Annotated in this window: 23 protein-coding genes; 7 read left to right on the top strand and 16 right to left on the bottom strand. The window is 69.6% G+C overall.

Annotation, left to right across the window (positions count from 1 at the left end):
• The first annotated feature begins 56 nt into the window (after window positions 1–56).
• Window positions 57–572 (top strand): DUF6328 family protein, encoded by a 516-nt coding sequence (locus ACTOQ3_RS02120; protein ID WP_440081671.1) that lies wholly within the window; start codon window positions 57–59, stop codon window positions 570–572.
• Between the two features lie 25 nt (window positions 573–597).
• Window positions 598–747, top strand: coding sequence for a GPGG-motif small membrane protein (locus tag ACTOQ3_RS02125; protein WP_362697514.1), 150 nt, complete (start codon window positions 598–600; stop codon window positions 745–747).
• A 430-nt stretch (window positions 748–1177) separates the two neighbouring features.
• Here ACTOQ3_RS02125 and ACTOQ3_RS02130 read toward each other — a convergent pair whose 3' ends face one another.
• Both ACTOQ3_RS02130 and ACTOQ3_RS02135 read right to left on the bottom strand, forming a co-directional pair.
• Window positions 1178–1891 carry a metallophosphoesterase family protein gene (locus ACTOQ3_RS02130; RefSeq protein WP_440081672.1) on the bottom strand — a complete coding sequence of 238 codons (714 nt, stop codon included), beginning with the start codon at window positions 1889–1891 and terminating at the stop codon, window positions 1178–1180.
• A complete protein-coding gene (locus tag ACTOQ3_RS02135; protein WP_440081673.1) occupies window positions 1888–2133 on the bottom strand; it encodes a BON domain-containing protein in 246 nt (81 codons plus the stop codon). The genes ACTOQ3_RS02130 and ACTOQ3_RS02135 overlap by 4 nt, the downstream gene beginning before the upstream one ends.
• Before the next feature lie 145 nt (window positions 2134–2278).
• Here ACTOQ3_RS02135 and ACTOQ3_RS02140 point away from each other — a divergent pair, with 145 nt between their 5' ends.
• The gene (locus ACTOQ3_RS02140; RefSeq protein WP_440081674.1) at window positions 2279–3499 is read left to right on the top strand and encodes a glycosyltransferase; all 1221 of its coding nucleotides are present in this window, start codon (window positions 2279–2281) and stop codon (window positions 3497–3499) included.
• 99 nt (window positions 3500–3598) lie between these two features.
• Here ACTOQ3_RS02140 and ACTOQ3_RS02145 read toward each other — a convergent pair whose 3' ends face one another.
• From ACTOQ3_RS02145 to ACTOQ3_RS02185, 9 genes are all read right to left on the bottom strand, one after another.
• A complete protein-coding gene (locus tag ACTOQ3_RS02145) occupies window positions 3599–3850 on the bottom strand; it encodes a DUF4235 domain-containing protein (RefSeq protein ID WP_329084950.1) in 252 nt (83 codons plus the stop codon).
• A gap of 128 nt (window positions 3851–3978) precedes the next feature.
• Window positions 3979–4248, bottom strand: a complete 270-nt coding sequence (locus ACTOQ3_RS02150) for a DUF6458 family protein (RefSeq protein ID WP_362697502.1) — start codon at window positions 4246–4248, stop codon at window positions 3979–3981.
• Window positions 4249–4493: 245 nt separating this feature from the next.
• A complete protein-coding gene (locus tag ACTOQ3_RS02155; protein ID WP_440081675.1) occupies window positions 4494–5330 on the bottom strand; it encodes a MetQ/NlpA family ABC transporter substrate-binding protein in 837 nt (278 codons plus the stop codon).
• 71 nt (window positions 5331–5401) lie between these two features.
• Window positions 5402–6217, bottom strand: coding sequence for a DUF305 domain-containing protein (locus ACTOQ3_RS02160; RefSeq protein ID WP_440081676.1), 816 nt, complete (start codon window positions 6215–6217; stop codon window positions 5402–5404).
• 89 nt (window positions 6218–6306) lie between these two features.
• A complete protein-coding gene (locus ACTOQ3_RS02165; RefSeq protein ID WP_440081677.1) occupies window positions 6307–7176 on the bottom strand; it encodes a lytic polysaccharide monooxygenase auxiliary activity family 9 protein in 870 nt (289 codons plus the stop codon).
• 120 nt (window positions 7177–7296) lie between these two features.
• Window positions 7297–8208 (bottom strand): NADP-dependent oxidoreductase, encoded by a 912-nt coding sequence (locus ACTOQ3_RS02170; RefSeq protein ID WP_440081678.1) that lies wholly within the window; start codon window positions 8206–8208, stop codon window positions 7297–7299.
• Window positions 8209–8432: 224 nt separating this feature from the next.
• Entirely contained in the window at window positions 8433–9059 is a 627-nt protein-coding gene (locus tag ACTOQ3_RS02175; protein WP_440081679.1) for a dihydrofolate reductase family protein, read from the bottom strand.
• Window positions 9056–9532, bottom strand: a complete 477-nt coding sequence (locus ACTOQ3_RS02180; RefSeq protein WP_440081680.1) for an SRPBCC domain-containing protein — start codon at window positions 9530–9532, stop codon at window positions 9056–9058. The genes ACTOQ3_RS02175 and ACTOQ3_RS02180 overlap by 4 nt, the downstream gene beginning before the upstream one ends.
• Window positions 9529–9867 (bottom strand): ArsR/SmtB family transcription factor, encoded by a 339-nt coding sequence (locus ACTOQ3_RS02185; protein ID WP_344746984.1) that lies wholly within the window; start codon window positions 9865–9867, stop codon window positions 9529–9531. Before ACTOQ3_RS02185 ends, ACTOQ3_RS02180 begins: the two co-directional genes overlap by 4 nt.
• 284 nt (window positions 9868–10151) lie before the next feature.
• On the opposite strand from ACTOQ3_RS02185, the gene ACTOQ3_RS02190 reads away from it, so the two are divergent.
• Together ACTOQ3_RS02190 and ACTOQ3_RS02195 are read left to right on the top strand one after the other, a co-directional pair.
• Window positions 10152–10421: a CYTH domain-containing protein gene (locus ACTOQ3_RS02190; protein ID WP_440081681.1), complete on the top strand. Its 270-nt coding sequence runs from the start codon at window positions 10152–10154 to the stop codon at window positions 10419–10421.
• Window positions 10422–10730: a CYTH domain-containing protein gene (locus tag ACTOQ3_RS02195; RefSeq protein ID WP_440081683.1), complete on the top strand. Its 309-nt coding sequence runs from the start codon at window positions 10422–10424 to the stop codon at window positions 10728–10730. It begins immediately after the preceding gene.
• A gap of 97 nt (window positions 10731–10827) precedes the next feature.
• On the opposite strand, the gene ACTOQ3_RS02200 is transcribed toward ACTOQ3_RS02195, so the two are convergent.
• Window positions 10828–11448 (bottom strand): hypothetical protein, encoded by a 621-nt coding sequence (locus tag ACTOQ3_RS02200; RefSeq protein ID WP_440081684.1) that lies wholly within the window; start codon window positions 11446–11448, stop codon window positions 10828–10830.
• A 231-nt stretch (window positions 11449–11679) separates the two neighbouring features.
• Between ACTOQ3_RS02200 and ACTOQ3_RS02205 the strand changes: the two genes are divergently transcribed.
• Window positions 11680–12216, top strand: a complete 537-nt coding sequence (locus ACTOQ3_RS02205) for a histidine phosphatase family protein (protein ID WP_440081685.1) — start codon at window positions 11680–11682, stop codon at window positions 12214–12216.
• A gap of 129 nt (window positions 12217–12345) precedes the next feature.
• On the opposite strand, the gene ACTOQ3_RS02210 is transcribed toward ACTOQ3_RS02205, so the two are convergent.
• From ACTOQ3_RS02210 to ACTOQ3_RS02225, 4 genes are all read right to left on the bottom strand, one after another.
• Window positions 12346–15423 (bottom strand): M14 family zinc carboxypeptidase, encoded by a 3078-nt coding sequence (locus ACTOQ3_RS02210; RefSeq protein ID WP_440081686.1) that lies wholly within the window; start codon window positions 15421–15423, stop codon window positions 12346–12348.
• Between the two features lie 496 nt (window positions 15424–15919).
• Complete coding sequence (locus ACTOQ3_RS02215; RefSeq protein ID WP_440081687.1) at window positions 15920–17113, bottom strand: ThuA domain-containing protein; 1194 nt, start codon at window positions 17111–17113, stop codon at window positions 15920–15922.
• On the bottom strand, window positions 17106–19862 hold the full coding sequence (locus ACTOQ3_RS02220; protein ID WP_440081688.1) for a PQQ-dependent sugar dehydrogenase: 2757 nt from the start codon (window positions 19860–19862) through the stop codon (window positions 17106–17108). Before ACTOQ3_RS02220 ends, ACTOQ3_RS02215 begins: the two co-directional genes overlap by 8 nt.
• Window positions 19863–20537: 675 nt before the next feature.
• The gene (locus tag ACTOQ3_RS02225; protein WP_440081689.1) at window positions 20538–21659 is read right to left on the bottom strand and encodes a helix-turn-helix domain-containing protein; all 1122 of its coding nucleotides are present in this window, start codon (window positions 21657–21659) and stop codon (window positions 20538–20540) included.
• Between the two features lie 166 nt (window positions 21660–21825).
• Between ACTOQ3_RS02225 and ACTOQ3_RS02230 the strand changes: the two genes are divergently transcribed.
• Entirely contained in the window at window positions 21826–22950 is a 1125-nt protein-coding gene (locus ACTOQ3_RS02230; protein ID WP_440081690.1) for a hypothetical protein, read from the top strand.
• The last annotated feature ends 122 nt before the right edge of the window (window positions 22951–23072 follow it).

Here is a 23072-nt window from a genome sequence, read left to right on the forward strand (position 1 = left end):
TCGCCGTACCCCGTAACTTCCCAGGTAGGCATGCCAAACCTTTCCTTGGGTAAACGATGCGCATGATTCAACCTGAACATGCGCAAAGGGAACATCCCGAACCCGGAGAGACCCGCAAGGAACGCGTCGACCGCGAACTCGGCGAGTTGTTACAGGGCCTGCGCGTCGCGGTCACCGGCGTGCAGGTGCTGTTCGCCTTCCTGTTCAGCCTGCCGTTCGCGGCGGGCTTCAACAAAGTGGACGCCCTGGGGCGCTGGCTGTTCTTCATCGCCCTGCTGAGCGCGGCCGTCGCGTCCGTCTGTTTCATCACCCCCGCCGCCCAGCACCGCCTGCTCTTCAGGACCGGGCTGAAGGAGAAGATGCTGCACCGCGCCAACGCGCTCGGGATCGCGGGGGCCGCCGGGCTCGCGGTCGCGATGACGAGCTCGGTGGCGCTCGTCGCGGAAACGGTCCTCAACGCCTGGCCGGCGGCGGTGTTCGCCGGGGCCGTGGCCCTGCTGAGCGCCTGGCTGTGGTTCATCCAGCCGATAGTTGATCTGTACAGAACCGAGGATGATGAAGATGTTAAGTAGCGAATTGTGAGGGCAGAGGCGGGTTATGGCTACCTTGCTTTGGATCATCGCAGTCGTTCTCGTCATCTCCGGGATCTACGTCATCCTGGCCCGTCGCGATTTCCTCTGGGGAATCGTCCTCATCGTCCTCGGCTTCCTCGTCGGCCCCGGGGGTGTGAGCATCTTCAATGTGTGACGCGAGCCTCGCGCTCGCCGCACACAGACCGGTGCGAGCCCAGTGCTCGCACACCCTCCAGGTGCGGGCCACACGACCCGCACACGATCCCGTACGGCCTGATGTCCGTACGCCACCCGGTGCGGGCCCGAGGCCGGCACACTTCTCGACGTGGGCACCACGCTCGCGAAGAACATTCGTAAGAAGCATGTAAGCGCCCCGAACTCCCACAGAAGCCTCGCGGGCCGGGTGTCCCCCGGCCCGCTTCTTCATGCCCGAGGGCATGAAGAAGACATGGTCAAGGCCGTACGAGTCCGTCCGCTACCTCTCCTCGGGCGGGACTCCCCGTGCCGGACTCCCGCCGTCGGATTCGCCCGCCGAACGGGCGCGCCGGATCCGCGCGTCAGAGCGCGGCAGAGCGCGTCAGTCAGAGCGCGTCAGTCAGAGCGCGTCAGAGGAGATACACGCCGTACGCCCGGCCCAGCACCGGCAGCGCCACGTTGCGCACCCGGATACCGCCCGGCGTGACACCCTTCTCCGTGCCGGCGTGGGCGTGCCCATGGATGATCAGATCGGCGCCCTCGGCGTCGACCGCCTCGGCCAGCAGGTAGCTGCCGAGGAAGGGATAGATCTCCAGCGGCTCCCCGGCGAGGGTGTCCTTGACCGGCGAGTAGTGGGACAGCACGACCCTGCGGTCGGCCTGCAGCTCCTTCAGCGCCACCCGCCAGCGGTCGGCGATCCGCTTGGTGTGCCCGACGAACGCCTTGATCTCCGGCTCGCCGAAGTCGCTGGCGCACTTGCCCGCGTACCCCCCGCCGAAGCCCTTGCCGCCGACCACCCCGAGCCGCACCCCGTCGATGTCGAGCACCGTCGCGTCGTCGTGCAGGACCTCGATCCCGGTGTCGCGCAGCAGGGCGGCGATCTCGGCGGGCCGGTCGGAGTGGTGATCGTGGTTGCCGAGCACGGCCACCACCGGGATCGGCAGGTCGCGGAACTCGTCCGCCACCACCCGCCCCTCCTCCATCGTGCCGTGCCGGGTCAGGTCCCCGGCGAGCAGCAGGACGTCGGCCTTCTCACCGATGTCGTGGAGGTGCTCGCGATAGCTCCCCTTGCGACTCTCGTCCAGGTGTACGTCACCGACCGCCGCGATCCGCACGTCTCTCACAGCCTCTCCTCCCCCACCGGGTCCCGCACGTCCACGATGTCCATCTCGTTGTGGATGGCCAGCCCGGGGGCCGCCTCGCCGGCGACTTCGGCGATCAGCTTGCTGCGGTCGGTGCTGGCGACCTGGCCGCGCAGGTAGAGCTGATCACCCCGGATGTCCACCCGGATGCCGAGTTCCGTGGTTCTCTCGTCCTCGGCGAGCGCGCGTTGCACGCGCGCCGCGACGTACTGGGGAGCCTCCATCGTCGAACTCCTTTCCGTCCAAAACTGCTCGCCTTCCCGTGAATCCCAAGGTCAAACACGTTTAAAGTCCCCGGTCAGGGCAGGGGAGGCCGGTATGCCTAGGACGCAGGCACGCCCGCCCCGTACACCCGGTGGAGCCGTGTCGATGAAGATCGCGATGGTGTCAGAGCATGCCAGTCCCCTCGCAGCCGTCGGCGGAGCCGACGCCGGGGGCCAGAACGTCCACGTCGCCGCCCTGTCCCTCGCGCTCGCCGCGCGCGGGCACGAGGTGACCGTCTACACCCGCAGGGAGTGCCCCTCCCAGCCTGAGGAGACCTCCCTGGCCCCCGGGGTCACCGTGGTCCACGTCCCCGCCGGACCCGCCATGCCCCTGTCCAAGGACGACCTGCTCCCCTGGATCCCCGACTTCGGCCGGTGGCTCGCCAGGCGTTGGAGCGCCGCGCCACCCGACATGGTCCACAGCCACTTCTGGATGAGCGGCCTGGCCGCCCTGGCCGCCGCGAGGGACGCCGCCGTCCCCATCGTGCACACCTTCCACGCCCTCGGTACGGTCAAGCGCCGCCACCAGGGCACGGACGACTCCAGCCCGCGCGAGCGCCTCAAGATCGAGGCGATGGTCGCCTCCCAGGTGGACGCGATCGTCGCGACCTGTGCCGACGAGGTGGCGGAACTGCGCAGGATGCGGATTCCGCGGAGCCGGGCGAGGGTCGTGCCCTGCGGCGTCGACGTGCGCTCCTTCACCCCCGCCGGCCCGAGGAGGGACCTCGGCCCGGGGCCCGTCCTGCTCGCCATCGGCCGTCCCGTCCGCCGCAAGGGCGTGGACACCACGATTCACGCCCTCGCCCGCGTTCCCGGCGCCACCCTGGTCGTCGCCGGCGGCGACCTGGACGACCCGGAGGCGGACAGGCTCTCGCGCGTGGCCGCCCGGTGCGGCGTGGCGGACCGTGTCAGGTTCCTCGGCAGGGTGGACAGGGAGAGCGTCCCCACCCTGATGCGCTCCGCGGACGTCGTGGTCAGCATGCCCTGGTACGAACCGTTCGGCATCGTGCCGCTGGAGGCCATGGCCTGCGGCGTACCGGTGGTGGCGTCCGCGGTGGGCGGGCATCTGGACACCGTCGTCCCCGAGGTCACCGGCCTGCTGGTCCCGCCGCGAGAGCCGCACACGCTGGGCGGGGCGCTGCGCCGGTTGCTCGCCGCGCCGTCCCTGCTGGCGGCCTACGGGGCGGCGGCCGCCGCCCGGGCACGCTCACGCTACGACTGGAACCGGATCGCCGCCCAGACCTCCGCCGTGTACGCGGAGGTGCTCTCCTCCCGTGTCCCGGCGCGGCGGTCGGCCGGCGCCCGCCCGTGTCCCGGAGCCGCCTGACGGTTTCGGACGTGCGAAGGCCCCCGGTCCCGCAGACGGGATCGGGGGCCATCCGGCGCGAGGCCGGCCGCCGGTGGTGACGGCGGCTACCTCACGGGGTCACTTGCCGGTGGCTCTGTGGATGCTCCGGGACGCGGAACGGTCGATCGCGGCCTTGACCACACCGAAGATGGCGCCCTGGATGGCCGACGCCACGAGGATCTCGCCCCAGCCGTACTCGTCCGACGTCGCCTGGGGGGCGTCGTCCTTGCCCGACGCGAGCTTCCAGACCTGCTTGAAGATGACCCCGGCGATCGCGCCACCGAGCATTCCGCTCACGGCGCTCGCACCGCGGGATACGACTCTGCTCACGTCCTGTGCCCTCCGTTCGCGTTCATTGAAACGGCACGCCTACCCGTGGGGACCGCTTTCTAACGGACCCGGATCGGCCGGCGGTACCCGCCGATGTCGCGGCTCCCCCGCCGGAGAGGTCCGCGGGATCACACCGCCGGGGGGTCGTTGTAGTGGCGCTCCTGGTAGGTGCGGCGCTGGGTGACGGGGTCGTCGATCACCGTGGTGGTCGTCGAGTCCGGCACCACCGCCCGGCGGGCGAGGCTGAGCCGGTACACGGCGAACAGGAGCCACGCGAGGCCGCCGATCATCAGGATGACACCGACGATGTTGATGTCGAATCCGGCGATGTCGAATTCGACCGCCCACGTGAGAATGGCGCCGAGCATAATGAGAACGATGCCGCCTGCGATGGTCATGGGATCTCCTCCTTCGAGCCAACCCACCCCATCTATCCCCCACGCGGATCTCAAACGTCACCTCATGGAGGTAGATGCGGACCGCGGCCTCCCGTTCGTCGTCACAGGCCCGCCGGTCCTGGAAAAGCCGTCGGCCGCGCCCCCCGCGAGACTGGCGGGGAGGCGCGGCCGAGGCGTCGCGCGGGAGATGGTGACCGCCCCGGGGCGGATCACCGGAAACGGCACCGGACGGAGCACCGGGCGGGTCACTCGGCGGGCAGGACCGCGCCCTTGTACCTGTCCTCGATGAACTTCTTGACCTCGGGACCGGTGAGGAGCTCGGCGAGCTTCTTCACGCGGGGGTCGTCCACCTTGCCCGGGACGGTGACCAGGCCGTTGGCGTACGGGTTGCCCTCGCCCTTCTCCAGGATCAGGGAGTCGGTCGCGGGCTGCAGCCCGGCCTCCAGGGCGTAGTTGCCGTTCACGATCGCGGCGTCCACGTCCTCCAGGGAGCGGGGCAGCTGGGCCGCCTCGAGGGGCTTGAACTCCAGTCCCTTGGGGTTGCCCGCGACGTCGCGCTCGGTGGCCTTGACGCCCACGCCCTCCTTGAGGGTGATCACGCCGTTGTCGGCCAGGAGCTTGAGCGAGCGGCCGAGGTTGCTCGCGTCGTTGGGCAGTGCCACCTGGGCGCCCTGGGCGAGCTCGGAGACGTTCTTGATCTTCTTGGAGTACAGGCCGAGCGGCTCGATGTGCACCGGGGCGACCCAGCTGAGCTTGATGTCCTTGCCCTTGGAGAACTCCTCCAGGTACGGGATGTGCTGGAAGTAGTTCGCGTCCAGGTTGCCCTCGTCCAGCTGGGTGTTGGGCTGGACGTAGTCGGTGAACTCGACGATCTCCAGGTTCAGCCCGGCCTTGGCGGCGAGGTTGTCCTTGACGTACTTGAGCACCTCGCCGTGGGGCACGGGGTTGACCCCGACCCTGAGCGGGGCGTCGGCCTTCGGCGTGCCGCCGGCGGGCTGGGCCGTGTCGGTGGACGTCCCCCCGCACGCGGCCAGGGTCCCGGCCAGGACCAACCCGGCCACGACCCCAAAGATCTTGCGCATGACTCTCCCCTTAATTCCCCTTATATCAAGTAGGGAATATATCTCACATAAGGGAGTGTAAGGACAAATCCTTACTGGTCGCGCAAGGCCAGCATCTGCGCGATCTGTGCCGTACGCGAGACGTCGACGCGCCTGGCCATCTCGGTGACCTGGGAGTGCAGCCCGGTCGCGACCTCCACTTTGGCCATCTGGGCGGCGTCGTCCTGCTGGGCGATCAGCATGTCGAGGAACCTCCGCTCGAACTCGGCCGGTGGAGCGGCGATCAGCGCCGCCATCTCCTCCTCGCTCACCCCCGGCATCCCGCCGTGGGCGGCGTGCTCGTCGTCCTTCGCGGTCGCGGGCCGCCCCCAGGCGTTCAGCAGCCCGGACATCGAGGCGGACTCGCGTTCCTGGGTCACGCCGATCGCCTCGGCGAGCTCCTTGACCTCGGGGCGGACCGGCCGCTCGCGCACCAGCCGCACCAACCGTACCCCCTGGGTGTTGTGGGGCACCATCATCTGCAGGAACATCACGTCGGGGGCGTTGAAGGCGACTCCCGCGGCGGTCCCCGCCGGCGGGGCGGGCGAGGGGCTGGGCAGTCCCGCGCCCGCGCCGTGCGCCGAGTGGTCGGAACCATGATCGGCGCCTTGGCCCGAAGCCCGGCCGGGATCCTGGCCGGACCCCTGCCCGGAGCCGCCGTGCGCTTCGTGGCCGGAACCCTGGCCGGAGGCGCCGGACGTGCCCTGGGCGGGAACGGGGGGCGGCGGCTGGACGGGGACACCCGGGGTGCCGTGCGCCCCGTGACCGGCGGGGCCTCCGCGGAGTTCCTGGATGCTGCCGGCACCGCAGCCGGAGAGCAGGAGAACTCCCAGGACGACCGCCGGGACCACCGGAACCCCACGCTTCATGACGAACTCCTCGGTTCTCGGGAGGATTCTCGGGAGAGCGACGATCCCGGCCGGGGCGGCGGCGGCCACCCCGGCCGGATCTCACCGGGTCAGACGCGTCGCCACAGGGCCGCGACGTTCGGCGGCTCCCATCCGGTCAGCGCGGTGTGCGCCTGCAGGCACTGGTAGGTCACGCCGCCGTAGGTCACCGTGGCGCCCACCGCGTAGGCGGTGCCCGCCTTCCAGGTGCCGCCCGGCTGGCTCGTCGGGGTGGGCGTCGGGGTCGGGGTGGGGGTCCGCGTGGGAGTCACCGTCGGGGTCGGCGTGGGGTCGGGGCTGGGATTGGTGCCGCCGAAGTTCACGTCGGAACAGGTGTAGAAGGCCTCCGTGCTGCCCACGATGCGCTGCCAGATCGAGAAGATGAGCTGGCGGCCGCTCCGCTGCGGGAGGTTGATCGTCCAGTTGGTGAACTGGGTGGGGTTCTGGTTGTTGAAGGTCCTGATGTGCTCCAGATCCGACCAGCGCAGCGGCTGGGTGGGACTCCAGCTCTGCTTGGTGATGTAGAACTCGAAGTTGCTGTTCGCGTGCGGCGCGGTCGCGTGGTAGGTGACCGTGAGCGGCCCCGGGGAGACCGAGGTGGCGGGCCAGTCGGCCCTGGCGAGGTTGAGCCCGCGGTACTTGTCCCGCCCGGCGCCGCACAGCTGGCCGTCGGGGATGATCTGGCGGTGGTTGCCGCCCGCTTCGAGCCGGGACACCTCGTGCCAGTCGTAGAACGCCTGGGTGCCCCCGGCCGCGACGGCCGCCTTGCACGCTTCCGACTTGGGGGTCTCCGGACCTTCGTTCTTGCAGACGTAGGCCCGGCTGGGCGGGTTCGACATGGACCCGTGGGCCACCGCCGCGGTGGACGGCAGCAGGGCGAACAGGGACCCTACGCCGATCGCGGCGGCGGTACCGGTGGCCAGCTTGTGTCGCAGATGCACGTGGACTCCTCCTGGAGCGAGAAATGGGAGGCGGGACTGTCCAACGAGCCGACGGATAGCACGTTATTAACAAGAAACCTTACTAAGGGTTCTGGTCATAAGACCAGCGATACGGCCATATCAGTCCATGACCAGCACGACCTTGCCCCGCCCGTGCCCGGTGGCGACCTCGCGGTGGGCGTCCGCGGCCCGCTCCAGGGGGTAGGTACGGCGTACCGGGAAGACGAGCCTGCCCTCGGCGTACAGGGCGGCGAGCTCGGCCAGGCGGGACGCCAGCCGCACCCCCCTGGTCACCTGCACCCCCAGCTCCGCTGCCCTGCCGTGCTCGACGAGCGTGACGATGCGCTCACCCTTCACCAGTTGCAGGGAGACCTCCAGCGCCTCGCCGCCCGCGCCGTCCAGGACCATGTCCACCCCGCCGGGGGCGAGGGCGCGCACCCGCTCCAGCAGGCCCTCGCCGTACGTGACGGGGATCGCGCCGAGCTCGCGCAGGTAGTCGTGGTTCTCCTCGCGGGCCGTGCCGATCACCGTGGCCGCCCCCCAGAGCCGGGCGAGCTGGACCGCCGCGGTGCCGACCGCGCCCGCGGCGGCGTGGACCAGGACCGTGTCGCCCTCCCCCACCCCGAGCTGCCGCAGCGCGATGTGGGCGGTCTGGGTCCCGGCGGTGAAACCGCCCGCCACGTCCCAGGGCATGTTCGCGGGCTTGGGCGTGACGTTCTCCGCGGGCACGACCACGTACTCGGCGTAGGCGTTCAGCAGGTTGAAGCCCAGGACCTCGGCACCGGCAGAGACCTCGTCCACCCCCGCGCCCACCTGGTCGACCACCCCGGCGAACTCGTTGCCCGGCACGCGAGGCAGCCCACCGCCGACCCCCTCCGGGGTCCACCCCGACCTGATGGCCAGGTCGAACGGCTGCACGCCCGCGGCCCTGATCCGCACCCGCACCTGCCCCTCACCCGCCTCGGGCGTCGGAAGCTCCGTCGCCCGCAACACCTCGGGCCCGCCGAACTCGAAAAACGCGGCTGCCTTCACAGGATTCCCCTTCGCTCGTGTACGTCGCCGCCCAGCCTGCGACCTCAAGCGCTGTTGAGGTCAACTCACGCGCTCCGGGTCCCGGCTCAAGGACTTCCTCCGTTCCTCGCGTAGAGGTCCAGGCGCCCCCGGTGGATTCCCCACGTCACCACGGAGATCAGTCCGCCCCCACCGCGATTCGGTGTGATCCAAAACGGTGAACGTGTCCGCTCCTGGTCACCGCACTAGACAAAGGCCGTGACGCCCTCGTACTCCGCTACCGGGGCGGCGCCGGCGGTCTCGTACCGGAGCAGCAGCAGGCCGTTCGCCGTCACCTCGTGATGGACGAGCCGAAGGCCGACGGGGCCGCTCGGGTGGTCGAGCAGCCGCCGCCCGGAACCGGTCACGGCCGGGGCGACGACGAGCCGGAGCGTGTCGACGAGGCCCGCCGCCAGCAGGGCGTTGCCGAGTCGCGCGCTCCCGTGGACCTGAAGTTCCCGTCCTGGCCGCGCCTTGAGCTCCCCGACGGTCTGGATCGGGTCGCCGCGGAGCACGGTCGTCGGATGCCAGTTCCCTTCGGTGAGGGTGTTGGTCACCACGTACTTCGGCAGTGAGTTCATCCGCTCGGTGTACGGGTCGTCCGGGTCGGTGATCCGCGGCCAGTCCCGGGCGAACGCCTCGTAGGTTCGCCGCCCGAGCAGCAGACCGTCGGCGAGGTCCAGCCACTCGGAGGTACGCCGGACGAAGAGCTCGTCCAGGTAGGGCACGAGCCAGCCGCCTCGGGTGAAGCCGTCGCTCGTGTCCTCGGCCGGCGAGCCGGGCCCCTGGCTGACCCCGTCGAGGGTGACGAACTCCGTGAGAGTGATCTTCACCGCGCGGCCCGGCTCTCCGCGAGCACGGCGAGTTGCTCGGTGACCGAGCCCACGCCGTCGAGGAAGCCGAGTTCCTCGTGGCGGGCGCGGGCGGCCGGATCGCCGTGCCGGATGGTGATCCGGTAGTCCGTGCCGTCCGGATGGTCGCTCAGCGTGATCTCGGCCGTCATCGGCACCGGCGCGGGATTCGCGGGGCGCCAGGCGCTGTCGATCGCGTTCGTGTACACGATCCGCTCAAGCTCGTCGACGACGAGGAAACTCGCGTCCATGTGCGGGACGAAGTCCACCCCGTCGTCGCTCAGCCGCGTCACGATCGCCCCGCCGGGCCGGACGTCGAGGCGCTCGACGCGGCACACGGTCGGCGCCGGGACCCACCACCTCTCGAAGAGGGACGGGTCGGTCCACGCGCTCCACACGGCGGCGCGGGGCGCGCGGATGACCCGCCGCAGGGTCAGGTCGAGATCGGGGTTCACGGGTGTTTCTCCTTGGGATCGGTGACGAGGCGTTCGAGCCGGTCGGTGCGCTCTTCCCAGACCTGGCGCTGCTCTTCGAGCCAGCCGTCGACGAGAGCGAGACGGTCGCGGTTGAGCACGCAGGTGCGCACCCGGCCGAGCTTGACCGTGCGGATCAGGCCGTTCGCCTCCAGCGTCCGCACGTGCTTCATGAAGGAGGGAAGGGTCATCGGGAACTCGCGGGCGAGATCGCCCACGCTCGTCGGGCCGCGGCCGAGGCGCCGGATGACGCCGCGCCGCGTCGGGTCGGCGAGGGCGACGAACACGCCGTCGAGCTCAGCCGAATACTGTGCCATGCGGCTAAGTATTTCCCGCAGAAACACTTAGCGCAAGGGCTAAGTGTTCAGGGCGTCCGGGTGCCCGGCCCACTGCGTTCAGAACAGCCGCGGAACCCGTTCGGTGTCGTTGCAGAGCGCTGGGCCGGCCACTTTTCAGAGTCCGGTGGCCGTGCGGATGTTCTACCTCTCAACGTGTCGATAAGGAGCGGCCAGTTGCGATGTTCCTCGCGTGGGAGCTGTGACGCTCCCGGTAGGCTCCCCGAGTTGCGGTAGAGACCGGGGAGGCCATTGTCACGCACGGGGTGCAGGAGATCGAGGTCAAGTACCGGGTGGATGACCTGGCGGCGCTGGAGGACGCTCTCACTCAGAGAGGAGCTCTGCTGTCGGCCCCTTCGCACCAGGACGATCAGGCGTACGCCGAGGACGGGTGGACCTACGCCGACAGCAAGATCGGCAGGTCGTTCGCCAGGCTGCGCACCCAGCAGGGTCGGCACCTGTTCACCGTGAAGCGGCCCGTTGACAACGCGATGGCGTGCCTGGAGCACGAGACGACCGTCGCCGACCGGGAGTAGATGCACCACGCCATCACACTCATGGGCTTTCATCCCACGGTTCGCATTGTGAAGACCCGGCGCACCGCAGCGTTGGGGGAGATGACGATCTGCGTCGACGAGGTGGAGCACGCCGGAGCGTTCGTTGAGATCGAACGCACCGTACACGGGCAGGAGTCCGGCATCGCCGTTCAGGAGGAGCTCGACTGCTTCGCACGGTCGCTCGGCGTCCCGTTGGAGCGTACGAACGACACCTACGACTCGCTGGTGCGCACCGCACCGGCCCCGGCCACGTCCCTCTCGCCAGCCGGCGCGTCTGAGCGCGTTTGAGTCCCCCTCCACCCCGGATCAGGTACCCGGCGGTCTCTCTGGGTCGCGGGGGCAGACCAGCACGACGGTGGTCTGGACTACCCCCGGCGGCGAGAGATTACTTCTGCAGGGACTTCTTGTAGGCGGCGGCGGCAGCCTTGATATCACTGGTGGCGGTGCTGGGGTCAAACATGCTGTGGACGGTGATATGCGCGTCGGGGCGATTGCTGTACGGCCATTCCCCACCTTTGTCGCGGTCCCACAGACGCAGGCTCTGCTGGTCTTCGCAGTGGTCGAGGAGGCGCTCACAGCCACCCGCGACGACTTTCCAATTGTGGAACTTGGCGCCACAGGCGGGCCGCTCGGTGAAGACCCAGTCGATGACGTAGTAGCGGGGCCAGATTTCCGCTTCCCGCAGCGCCACGAATTCCTGGTTGTTCTGGTAGAGCTGATACTCCGAATGGCTGGTGTTGAGGGTGATGGTCTTCCCGCGGATACCGACGTCCTGCTTGAACGCCATGCCCAGGCTGGGCACGGTGATGATCCGGTCCGGGTATTCGGCGGGAGACAACCAGTCCGTGACGGTGCCCTCGTCGTCCATGTCGCGCCGCCGGGTCAGGTGGAACGTCGCGATGTTCTGGCCCGGCGTGATGCGCGGATTCTCGATGCGGTACTTGGCGGTGGAAACCGAGTACGGATTGGTACCGTACTGCTCCGGGCCGATGACAGCTTTAATCATTGAGGCCGCTCCCATGATTTTCCGACACGGACCCTGAACGGTACGACTTGGTATCGGCGCTGTCGAGGTTGGATCCTGGCCCTCGCCTGGTATCGGGACGGTGGGACGACTCGCAAAACCGAACACAGCCCGGACTTCTATCGTCGCCTCTTCTGCGCTCCGCCAGATGATGACCGTCCGCTTCGGGAGAAGAGCCGGGAGGCGCGTCGGGGGCGGCGTTAGCGTGACGTCATGCCGATAGAGATCGTGTTCGAGACACATTCGTGGAGCCAGGACAACGATCGGGGGGTCGCCACCGGATGGCTGCCCGGCCGCCTGTCCGAGCGGGGACGGCACCTGGCCGGGGAACTGGGCGAGCGACGGCGCGAGGACGGCCTGGCGGCCGTCTTCACCTCCGACCTCGCCCGGGCGGTCGAGACCGCCTCCCTGGCGTTCGCCGACACCGATATCCCGATCCTGCATGACTGGCGGCTGCGGGAGTGCGACTACGGCGCCGGCAACGGCATGCCCGCGATCCGGCTGCACCGGAACCGGTCCGAGCACCTCGACACGCCATATCCGGGAGGAGAGAGCTGGCGGCAGGCGGTGCGTCGCGTGGGCCGCTTCCTCGGTGACCTGTCCCTACGCTGGTCCGACACGCGAGTCCTGGTGATCGGCCACGTCGCGACACGGTGGGCGTTCGATCACCTCATCGACGATGTCCCCTTGGAGAAGCTGGTGGACGCCGACTTCGGCTGGCGCGAGGGATGGGAGTACCGGCTGGCCTGACGGGCAGCCGAAAACCGGCCCGCACGATCACCGCGGCGGGACGGGGACCCCGCACGCGTGAAGGCCGGGCGCCACCTGCGTGGCGCCCGGCCTCACGATCGGGTCAGGGTTACCGGTGGGACGACCCGGTTACCCGATCAGGTGCTTCATGATCTTCTTGATGGTCGCGGCGCGCTCGGCGGGGCTGGCCACCTGCTCCAGGCCGAAGCCGAGGAACACGGAGTCCTTCGTCGAGACGGCCGCCGTCTTGTCGGCCTGGGCCCTGGTGAAGTCACCGGCGTTCGCCGGGCTGCCCGGGGGCGGTCCGGGGATCGCCCAGGCGCCGAGACCGGACTCGAAGCCCTCGGCGGCGAGCTGGCCGCCGGTGGTGGTGATCCTGGTGTCGTCCACGAACGCGCCGACGCCGCCGGTGCCGGGGTCGGTCACGTAGCTGATCGACACCTCGACCTGCTGGCCCGCGTACGCGGACAGGTCGAAGGCCACCTGCTGCCAGCCGCCGGAGTCGCCGGTGAAGGCGTTCCAGGAACCGCTCGTCCCGGTCGGCGTGCAGGGGTTGCCCGGGGTCAGGTAGCGCAGCAGCCACGGGTGCTCGTCCAGCAGGAAGCCGGCCTCGCACTCGGTCGGGACGTCGGTGGCGGTGCCGCCGTTGAGGTCGGGCAGGGTCGTCCAGTTGTCCTGGCCGACCGTGTGCGCCTCGACGATGACGTTGTCGTAGCCCTGCTCGGTGTTGTACGAGAGCTGGAACTGGAGCTTGGGCTGCTGCGCGGCGGGGACCGCCGCCAGGTCGATCGTGCGCGTCAGCCTCTTGTACGCGTCGTCGGTGTGCGGGCCCGCCACGTACCAGTCGCCCTCGACCGGGTCGAACGGACCGGTCGCCCCGATGTAGTCGGCCGCGGCCGAGCTCTTGAACTGCGGGAACTGCGCGGGTGGCAGCGTGTCGCTGGTCACCTGCAGGGTGCCGGCCTCGTCCAGCGGGTTGTCGGCGACCGCCGGGCCGCCGAAGGTGCCGCTCGTGCCGTTCAACCCGGGACCGGTGCCGGTGAAGCCGGTCGGCCCGACGCGCGGGTTGCGGCCGTAGACACCGAGGTAGTACTGGGCGAAGTCGTCGGCGAGGATGAGGCACTCCTCGAAGAAGCCGTCCTGGCTGGTGATGACGCAGTCGGAGTCCGGCGCGCCGTCCAGGCCGTAGTAGATGCCGCCGAGGCTGGTGCCGAAGAAGCCGAAGTACGCGGCGGTCTCCCCGGTGTAGAGCAGCTTGCCTCCCTCGTTGAGGTAGTCGCGGACCGAGACGGTCAGGTCCTGCTGCTGCCGCTTGACGTCCATGTCGGGAAGCGGGCCGAACGGGGTCTCGGTCTCCACGTCCTGGGCGTCCATCGCGAGCCGGTCGTCACCGAGGTACCAGGCCACCGCCTTGAAGTGGCCGAGCACCCCGAGGTGGTGCGGCACGCCCTGGGCGTCGACGTCCCACGTCTCCGAGGAGTATCCGGCGGTCTGCAGCGCCTGCCGGTACTGCGCCGCGTACTTCGGCGCGGTCACCGACGCCGGGTAGTCCGGGTTGAAGCCGGTGTAGTCCTCGTTCGCCACGACGAGCACCTTGGCCTTGGACTTCTTCTCCAGCTTGTACGTGAAGTGCTCGCTCTCCACGGTCCCGGTGCCGGGTTTGTAGCCGGTGAACCAGACCTCGACCTTGTCGCCCGGTTTGGCGCCCTCCACCTTGGAGCGGTACTCGGCGAAGTACAGGTCGTTCTCGTCGCCGTACCGCTCGCCGCCGTTCCACTCGCTGAGGCCGCGCAGGCGCACGGGGCCGCCGTTGATCCGGAAGCGCAGCTGCTTGGTCAGCAGGGAGCGTCGCATGGTCACGGCCACCGGCTGCGGGTCGCCGTACGAGACGGTGAAGCTGTCGGGCCGGAAGTCGGGGACCGTGCGGTTCACCGGGGAGACCGGGTTGTCGGGGTTCTTCACGGACTTGGCGAGGTCGACCGCGAGCGGGACGTTCTTGGCGAACTCCGCCTGGATCAGGGCCTCACTGTCGGGGAAGGTGAAACCCGAGCCGCCCGCGCAGTCGGCGAGCGTCCACTCGTCGTCCGGGACGCTCTCGACCGCCACCTCACAGGTGGTCATCTCCGGCGTGATCGTCAGCGCGTCGTGCTTGTTGGTCATGTGACCGTCGGTCTCGCCGTTGGTCGTGTAGAGCTCGGCGCCGATGTCGGGGTCGTAACCGGGTACGGCGGGCGTCGCGTCGTCGCCGAGCAGCGCCTCGAAGATGAGGTCGTCGGGAGAGGGGGTGGCCTGCTGCCAGCCGATGCCGTACAGCAGCAGCTGCGCGGCCGAGTGGTAGTTGAGGATGTAGGTGAAGTCGACCCGCCCGGCGAGGTTGTCGACGGCCTTGGTCTCGGGCTCCGACTGCGCGCTCGGGCCCCGGTAGGTCTGGCTGGCCGGGTTGTCGGAGGAGCCCTCGTTGTCGTAGCCCCACTTGTAGGCGAAGTTACGGTTCAGGTCGACGCCGTCGGCGCTGGTGAGCTGGCCGTCGCCGTTGTTGTCGCGAAGGTTCTTGCGCCAGAGGCGGTTGTCTCCGGTGAAGCTGTGGTCGTAACCGTCGGGGTTGGCGACCGGGATGAACCAGAGCTCGACGGTGTCGACCAGCTTGGTGATCTCGGGGTTGGTGCCGTAGCCGTTCAGATAGTGGAGCAGGAGCCTGCGGGTCATCTCCGGGGTGATCCACTCACGGGCGTGCTGGGCGGACATGTAGAGCACGGCCTTGCGCGCCCCGTCCTTGAGCTGCCGCGCGTTCTTGGTCACCTTGATCGCGGTGAGCGGCTGCCCCTTGACGGTGGTGCCGAAGTCGACGACCTTGGCGATGTTCGGCTTGGCGTTCGCCGCGTCGACGATCTGCTCGCGGATGCCTCCGGCGCCGCTGTACGGCTTGAAGACGCCGTCCCCCTTGGCCGCCTGCCTGCTCGCCGCCGCGGACTGCTGGATCTTCAGGCCGAGGCCCGCCTTGCGGAGCTGCTCCGCCTGTGCCGCGCCGAGGATCGCCTCGACGTTGACCTTCTTGCCGTCCGCGGACTTGGTGATGCGAAGTTCCTCGCGCTCGACACCCGACTTCAGCAGCGCGTCCAGCTGCTGCGCGGTGAGCTCGCCGACGTAGACGTGTACTCCGTCGTCGCCGGCGGGTGGATCGGGTATCGCCGCCGCGGGTGTGCTCACGACCAAGCCGAGGAGCAGGACCGCGATTGCGAGAATGGCTAATCTCGCACGTTTCATTGCAACCTCCGTACATCCCCCGAAAAACAGGAATGCCCGAAATCTGGGTGATAGCCGGACCTGAGTCAACGTCAATCCTCGCCAGCTTTTCGCTGTGACCTGATGTGGTCAGAGCGAGCCCGGGTCTTCCGAAATCACGAGAGACGTGCAAGGCCTGAAGACAGATCGCCCGCACGGTCTGTCGTCCGTACAGCAGGTCACCGACGTACCGGCCTGGTCGAGTGCCATAACGGGCTTGTCGTCCGGTCGCGGGTCGGCGATGTGCCGCGCCCCACGCCGCGCTCCCGTCCTCCCGGGGACGGCATGAGGAATCCCCGGGGCCGCGCCCCGGTGGCGACCGCCCGGAAACGACGAGAATCCCAGGCCGGTGGACCGGCCTGGGATTCTCGTCCAGGAAAGAGCGGGAGACCTCGGGGCCCGCCTTCGCGGCCCCGGCGGCCTATCTGCCGTAGACCTCCAGCTCCCACAGGGAATAGCCGTACGGGGTCGCGCGCTGGGTGCCGTACACCCGCACGTAGCGGGCGCTCGTCGCGGTGAAGCTCACGTCGTCCACGCCGCCGTCACCGGCGGTCGTGGCGTGCGCCTGCGTCCAGGTCGTGCCGTTGGCCGAGGTCTCGATCCGGTACGCCCTGCCGTACGCGGCCTCCCACTGCAGCCTCACCCGGCTGACCTGCCTGGCCGTGCCCAGGTCCACCGAGATCCACTGCGGGTCCGAGAACGCCGACGACCAGCGGGTGCCGCCGTTGCCGTCCACCGCGTTGCTCCCGACGAACGCCCCGTTCTCCGTGGAGGAGGTCGTGACCGGACGCCCGGACGACAGCAGCACGACACCCGGGCTCGGCGTGGGGGTGGGCGTCGGGGTGGGCGTCGGGTTCGGGGTGGTCCCGCAGTCGCCCGAGACGACCCCGGCCGCGTAGCGGAGCCCGCCGTACAGGTGCGCCCGGAAGTTCGGCTCGGTGTAGGACGCGATGGTGTGGCCCAGGCCGGTGTACCAGGACCGGCCGCCCTGGTAGGCCTTGCACCAGGAGATCGGGTGGTCGGCCCCCATCGACCCGCCGGAGTAGGTCGACTCGTCCAGCGTGGCGAGCACGTGGGCGGTGGAGCGGGGGTTGGTGCGGTAGTTGTACAGCTCGTCGGTGCGCACCCAGTTCGCCGGGAGATGGGCCGTCGAGGGGTGCGTGCGGTCCTCCACCCGTACGGTCACCTGCTGGATGGCGGGGTGGGAGGCGAAGTAGGCGCCCACGAGGTTGCCGTACCAGGGCCAGTCGTACTCGGTGTCGGCCGCGGCGTGGACGCCCACGTATCCGCCGCCGCCGCCGATGTAGGACTCGAACGCCGTCTGCTGCGTGGCGTTGAGCACGTCGCCGGTGGTCAGCAGGAAGACGACCGCCCGGTACTGGGCCAGGTTGGCCGTGGTGAAGGCGCCGGCGTCCTCGGTGGCGTCGACGGTGAAGCCGTTCTCGGTCGCCAGCCCGCGCAGCGCGGTGATGCCCGCGGGGATGGCGTCGTGCCGGAACCCGGCCGTCTTGGAGAAGACCAGAACCTTGTATGCCGGATCGGCTGCCAGGGCCGGAGCACCCAGACCGATCATGACGACGAACAACGCGGTGACAACCGCGATGACATTACGCACCGTAGACCTCCATTTCCCAGAGGGAGTAGCCGTACGCGGTCGCGCGCTGGGTGCCGTACACCCGCACGTATCGAGCACTGGTCGCGGTGAGGCTCACGTCGTCCACGCCGCCGTCACCGGCGGTCGTGGCGTGCGCCTGCGTCCAGGTCGTGCCATTGGTCGAGGTATCGATCCGGTACGCCGTGCCGTACGCGGCCTCCCACTGCAGCCTCACCCGGTTCACCTGCCTGGCCGTGCCCAGGTCCACCGAGATCCACTGCGGATCGGAGAACGCCGACGACCAGCGGGTGCCGAGGTTGCCGTCCACCGCGTTGGACCCCGCCGAGGCGGCGTTCTCCGTCGAGGACGCGGTGACCGGGCGCCCCGCCGACAGCAGCGTGCCGGTGGGCGGGCCCGTCCCGGTGGTCAGGGTGAAGTCGTCCACGTCGAACAGCGGGCCCGTCCCCCCGGCGAAGACCAGGAAGAGCCTGGTGGTTCCCGCCGGGGCGTTCGTCAGGGTGGCGGAGACGTCGACGAACGTCTCCCACCCGCCGGTCGGTGCCACGGTGGCGGTGCCCAGCAGGGTCCCGGTCGCCGACCCCGCCCTGACCTGGATCGTCCCGCCGACCCCGCCGGAGGAGACCCGGGCGGTGAGCCTGGTGGCGCCGCTCAGGACGTAGGGGTCGAAGGAGATCCAGTCGCCGTTCTCGATGCTGCCCACGGTCTTCGCCCCGTGCGCGGTCGGCTTGTCGTACTGGACCACCCCCTGGGAGGTGGTGTAGTGCTCGGCCTGCCGGTTCCTCGGCTGGGTGACGTGCTGGGTGTGGGTGGTGAGCCCGCCCGCGTCGGTGTACTCGGCGTCCCAGACCCCGAACAGGTTGGCGGCCCCGTCGTGCTCGCCGTTGCCGGGCGTCTGGATCGTGCCCGAGCAGCCGTTGGCGGTGGCCATCGGGTGCCCGTGGGTGTCGTGACCGAGGATGTAGGTCATCTTCACCTTCGCGCAGTCGATCGTCGTGTCCTCCGCGTCGGTCACCGTGATCCGGTACGGCACGGCGTCGCTGAAGCCGAACACCTGCCCGTTGAGCGGGAGGTCGATCCTCACGACGGGCGCGGTGTTGCCGACGTTGATCTCGACGTTGGCCGTCGCGGTGTTGCCGGTGCCGTCCCGCACGGTCAGCGTGACGATCCGCCTGCCGTCGGTGGTGTAGGTGTGGGTGGGGTTGGCCGCGGTGGAGGTGCCGCCGTCGCCGAACGCCCAGGAGTAGGTGAGCGCGTCGCCGTCCGGGTCGGAACTGCCCGCCGAGGAGAACGCCACGGTCAGCGGCGCCTTCCCGGAGACCTTGTCGGAGGTCGCCTTGGCGATGGGCGCCCGCCCACCGGCGCCGATGTGCTCGATGCGGTACAGCGCCGAGTCCTGGTTGCCGTTGAACCAGCCGGTGCCGTAGTCGAGCACGTAGAGGGCGCCGTCGGGGCCGAACGCCATGTCCATCACCAGCTTGCCCGACCAGGGGAAGGGCTGGATGGTGCCCCGGGTGCCGTTCGCGTTGACCTCGATGTCCTTGATCCACTGACGCTGGAGCTCACCGGCGAGGAAGTGCCCGTCGAGCGACTGCGGGAACTTGACCGGCGAGTTCAGCGCGGCGGAGTAGCGGTAGACGACGCCGCCCATCGGCGACTCGGCGCCGCAGCCGAACTCCGGAACCAGGGTGCAGCCGTCGTAGGTGATCCAGGCGGGCTTGGCCGCGGGCAGCTTGACCAGGCCGGTGTTCTTGCGCGAGGTGTTCTCGGGACCGCCCGCGCAGTCGTACTTCGCGCCGATCGTCGAGGTGTCGTAGTCGTAGCGGGCGTAGGTCTCGGCCGGGGTGTTGTTGCCGGTGCAGTACGGCCAGCCGAAGAAGCCGGGCCCGGTGATCCGGTTGAACTCGACCTGGCCGCCGGGCCCGCGGGGACCGGCGGTGCCGGCGTCGGGGCCGTAGTCGCCGAGGTAGACGACGCCGGTCGCCTTGTCGACGCTCATCCGGAACGGGTTGCGGAAGCCCATCGCGTAGATCTCCGGGCGGGTGTTCGCGGTCCCCGGGGCGAACATGTTGCCGGCCGGGATCGAGTACGACCCGTCGGCGTTGACCTTGATCCGGAGCACCTTGCCGCGCAGGTCGTTGGTGTTGGCCGCGCCGCGCTGCGCGTCGAGCGCGGGGTTGCGGTTCGGCCTGTCGTCCAGGGGGGCGTAACCGTCGTTGAACCCGGGCTCGCTGTCGTCACCGGTGGTCAGGTAGAGGTTGCCCGCGGCGTCGAAGTCGATGTCGCCGCCGACGTGGCAGCAGGCGCCGCGGCTCGCCCTCACCTCCAGGACGCTCTTCTCGCTCGCGAGGTCGAGGGTGCCGTCGGTGTTCAGCCTGAAGCGCGAGAGCCGGTTGACGCCGTCGAAACGCGCGAACTCCGCCGGGGTGCCGTCGGGCGGGGAGCCGTTCGGCGGCGTCGACAGCGGCGGCGCGTAGTAGAGGTAGACGAACCGGTTCGTGGCGAAGCCGGGGTCGACGCCGATGCCCTGCATGCCCTCCTCGTCGTTGAAGTAGACGGAGAGCTTGCCCGACACCTTGGTGTTCCCGGCGGCGTCGGTGATCCGGACCGTGCCGTCACGGGCGGTGTGCAGGACGGAGCGGTCGGGCAGCACCGCCATCGTCATGGGCTCTCCCACCTCGGCGACCCCCTTGGCCAGCGTGACCTGCTGGAACTTGGTGGGGTCGACGGGCGGGGCGGCCGCGCTCGCCACGGCCGAAGCCGAGGTGGCCGCCGGGGCCGCGGCGGTGGCCGGGAGCGGGTGCAGGAGGGCTGTGAGGGTGAGGAGAGCGGTCAGGGGTGGTAACCATCGGCGGAGCGAGGCCATGGGCGAGACTCCAGGTCTCTGTGGGGGGTGAAACCGGTGGTCAGGGTCTCGGGACGGTGGTTCGGAATCCCTGGCGGGGACACCGAGAAAAAAGCTGAGGGAGCGCTCTCCCAACCCGAGATTGCTCTTGCTCGACAATCGTTGTCAAGGGGCTGTTTAACCTGAAGGAAACAGCTCGCACACCGCGGACGAACACCGGCACATTTCAGGGAACGTTCCCTGATGGCATGTTGTACCGTGCCAGGCGCCGCTGACCTGGTCGAATCGGAATCTCTTCGAGGAAACGTTTTCCCGGTTTCGTGCCGTCCGCCGGCGGACCGGGCGGGACCTGCCGTTGACAGGAAACGTGAACGCAATCATCCTTTGCCAGGGAGCGCTCTCTTCATGATCGTGAAATCGCCGGTGGCCGGCACGCCTGTTCGCTCCGCTCCGGACCACGGGCTCGCAGCAGGACCCCGGAGCAGAACCCGGACCGTGACTTCGGATCACGACTTCGGATCACGACGAGGAAGGGCCCGGCGAAGCGGCGCGCTCCGGGCCGGGGACGACGCGCCGACCGGGTCAGTCCGGCGCGGAGGCCTCAAGGGCGGGAACGTCGTTCCCGAGGTTGACCGGCCGGTGGGCCCGGAACTGATCGCCCGGCTTCAGCCCGTGTTCGACGACGCGGTGGTCGGTGCCGTAGCCGGAGCGCTGCTGGTAGGCCCAGTAGGAGGTGCGTTCGGCGTCGGCCCACCGGTCGAAGATGACGACCGCGCGGGCGGTGTTGCCGCCCACCGGGTCGATGACGAGATCCCCCTGGAGCAGCTCGGTCATCTTGATACGCCGGCTGAAGTTCGATGAGGCCAGGCTGATCGTGTTGGGGCCCGGCTTCGGGAGCCCGAGCGTCATGGAAACGTAGCCGGAGCCGTCGGTCCGGTAGCCGCCGTACGTCTTGAACTGGCTGTAGGGCACGCGCCGCGCGGTGGCCGGATGCCAGCTCCTGGCACGGCCGATCATCCCGGCCCGGTCGACGGCCGGTTTCGCCGCTCCGGTGACACCGCCCGCGACACCGCCGGAGACCGGCCTCGCCGGCCCTGCGCCATCGCCCGCCCGGCTTTCGAGAGCCGATCCGCCGAGCACCACACCGGCGGCCACGCCGACGGACAGGCCCAGCGCGGTCCCGATCAGGAATCGCCGCCGCGGGCGGCTCGCCCACCGGCGCGGCGCGGGCGTGCCGGGCTCTCCCTCCTCCCCGTCCTCGGCCCCCTCCCCTGGCGGGGGTTCCGCGTCCCCTCCTCCGGAGAGCTCGGCGTTCCGCTCTCCTTCGGAGACCTCGATGTTTCCCTCGTCTTCCGAGACCTTCGCGGTCGCCTCCCGGATCCGCTCGCCCGCCTCCGGGACGCCCGCCATCCGCCGTGCCTGTTCGGCCGCCTCCCACAGTTCACGGAACCGGCTCTCGTCCTCCCGGCACAGCCGGGCGAGCCCTTCCACGGCGTCGAGGGGAATCCACGTGTCCCCGGCGAGCCACCGCCCCCAGGACGATCGGCTCGCGTGGGTGGCCTGCTCCAGCGCCCGCAGATCGAGCCCCGCCCGTTCCTTGAGAGCCCTCAGCTCCCGCAGGAGAACGCGGGTCGGCTCGGGCAGATCGTCGGGCAGCGGGCGCTGTCGCCGGCTCCGGCTCGTGTTCTCGATCCCATTCACCACGGTGATTCGTCCCAACCTTGTCCCAGCGGCCTGAGTCATCGCAGGTCATATCGTCACACTGGGAACTATTGTCCCAACTTCCCCAATTTCACGATGTGTTTCAGGAATTTCCTGCCAGCGTGTGTCCCGCCAACCGAACGATCAATGGCAGGGACAAGGAGAGCACATGCCCTCGAACCGAAGCTCCTGGATCACGGCGGGAAACCTGGCGCTCATCACGGTGCTCGCCTGCGGAGGCGGCCTGGCTCCGGCGGCGTCCGCGCAGGCGGCGAGCACTCTCACCGACCCGCTGGCGAAGGCGACCACGACGCCGGCACCCACCCCCACCCCTACTCCCACTCCCACGACGACGCCGCCGCCGGCCGCGCCGGAGGACGAGACCGAGACGTCCGCGGAGCCGGATGAGGAGGAGGCGCAGACGCTGGCCGCCGCGGCCCCGGTCACCCGCTCGCAGATGATCGCCCGGGCCAAGACCTGGAAGCCCGGCACCGCGCAGCGCGTCCCCTACAGCCAGACCAAGAAGCACGGCGGCTACCGGACCGACTGCTCCGGCTACGCCTCCATGGCACTCGGCCTCGGCAAGCCCGGACAGATCACCGTCGGGCTGGCCAAGAGCGCCTACACCCGTCCCATCAAGATGTCCCAGCTGCTCAGGGGCGATCTGGTCATCGACGCCATCGGCAGCAACACCACCCGGCACGTCGTCATCTTCGACCGGTGGGCCAACTCCGGACGCACCTCGTACTGGGCCTACGAGCAGCGCGGCGGTTACGGGACGGACTACCGGACGCGCAACTACGGGCTGGCGGCGAAGAGCGAGTACAAGGCGTACCGGGCGCTGAACATCCGCGAGGACGCGCCACCGGCGCCCACCACGGTCACCCGCGCCCAGGTGATCGCCCGGGCCAAGACCTGGAAGCCCGCCACCGCGCAACGCGTCCCCTACAGCCAGACCAAGAAGCACGGCGGCTACCGGACCGACGGCTCCGGCTACGTCTCCATGACCCTCGGCCTGGCCAAACCCGGACCGATCACCACCGCCCTGGCCACCAGCGCCCACACCCGCCCCATCAAGATGACCGACCTGCTCCAGGGCGACCTCGTCATCGACCCCATCGGCGGCAACACCGCACGACAGGTCGTCATCTTCGACCGGTGGGCCGACGCCGGACGCACCTCCTACTGGGCCTACCAGCAGCGCTCCGGCTACGGCACCGACCACCGCGTCGTCAAACACGGCCTCACCACCGGCACCCAGTTCCGCGCCTACCGCCCGGTGAGGATTCGCTAGTGCACCGGTCACGGCCCTGTGCCGGACCGGCCGGTCCGGCCCATCCGGGCACATCGGCAGGCCCGGGTGGACCGGCAGGTCTGAACGAATCAGCAGGTCTGGACGGATCGGCACGTCTGGAC

This window comes from Streptosporangium sp. LJ11 (assembly GCF_051918945.1).
Classification (GTDB): Bacteria; Actinomycetota; Actinomycetes; order Streptosporangiales; family Streptosporangiaceae; genus Streptosporangium.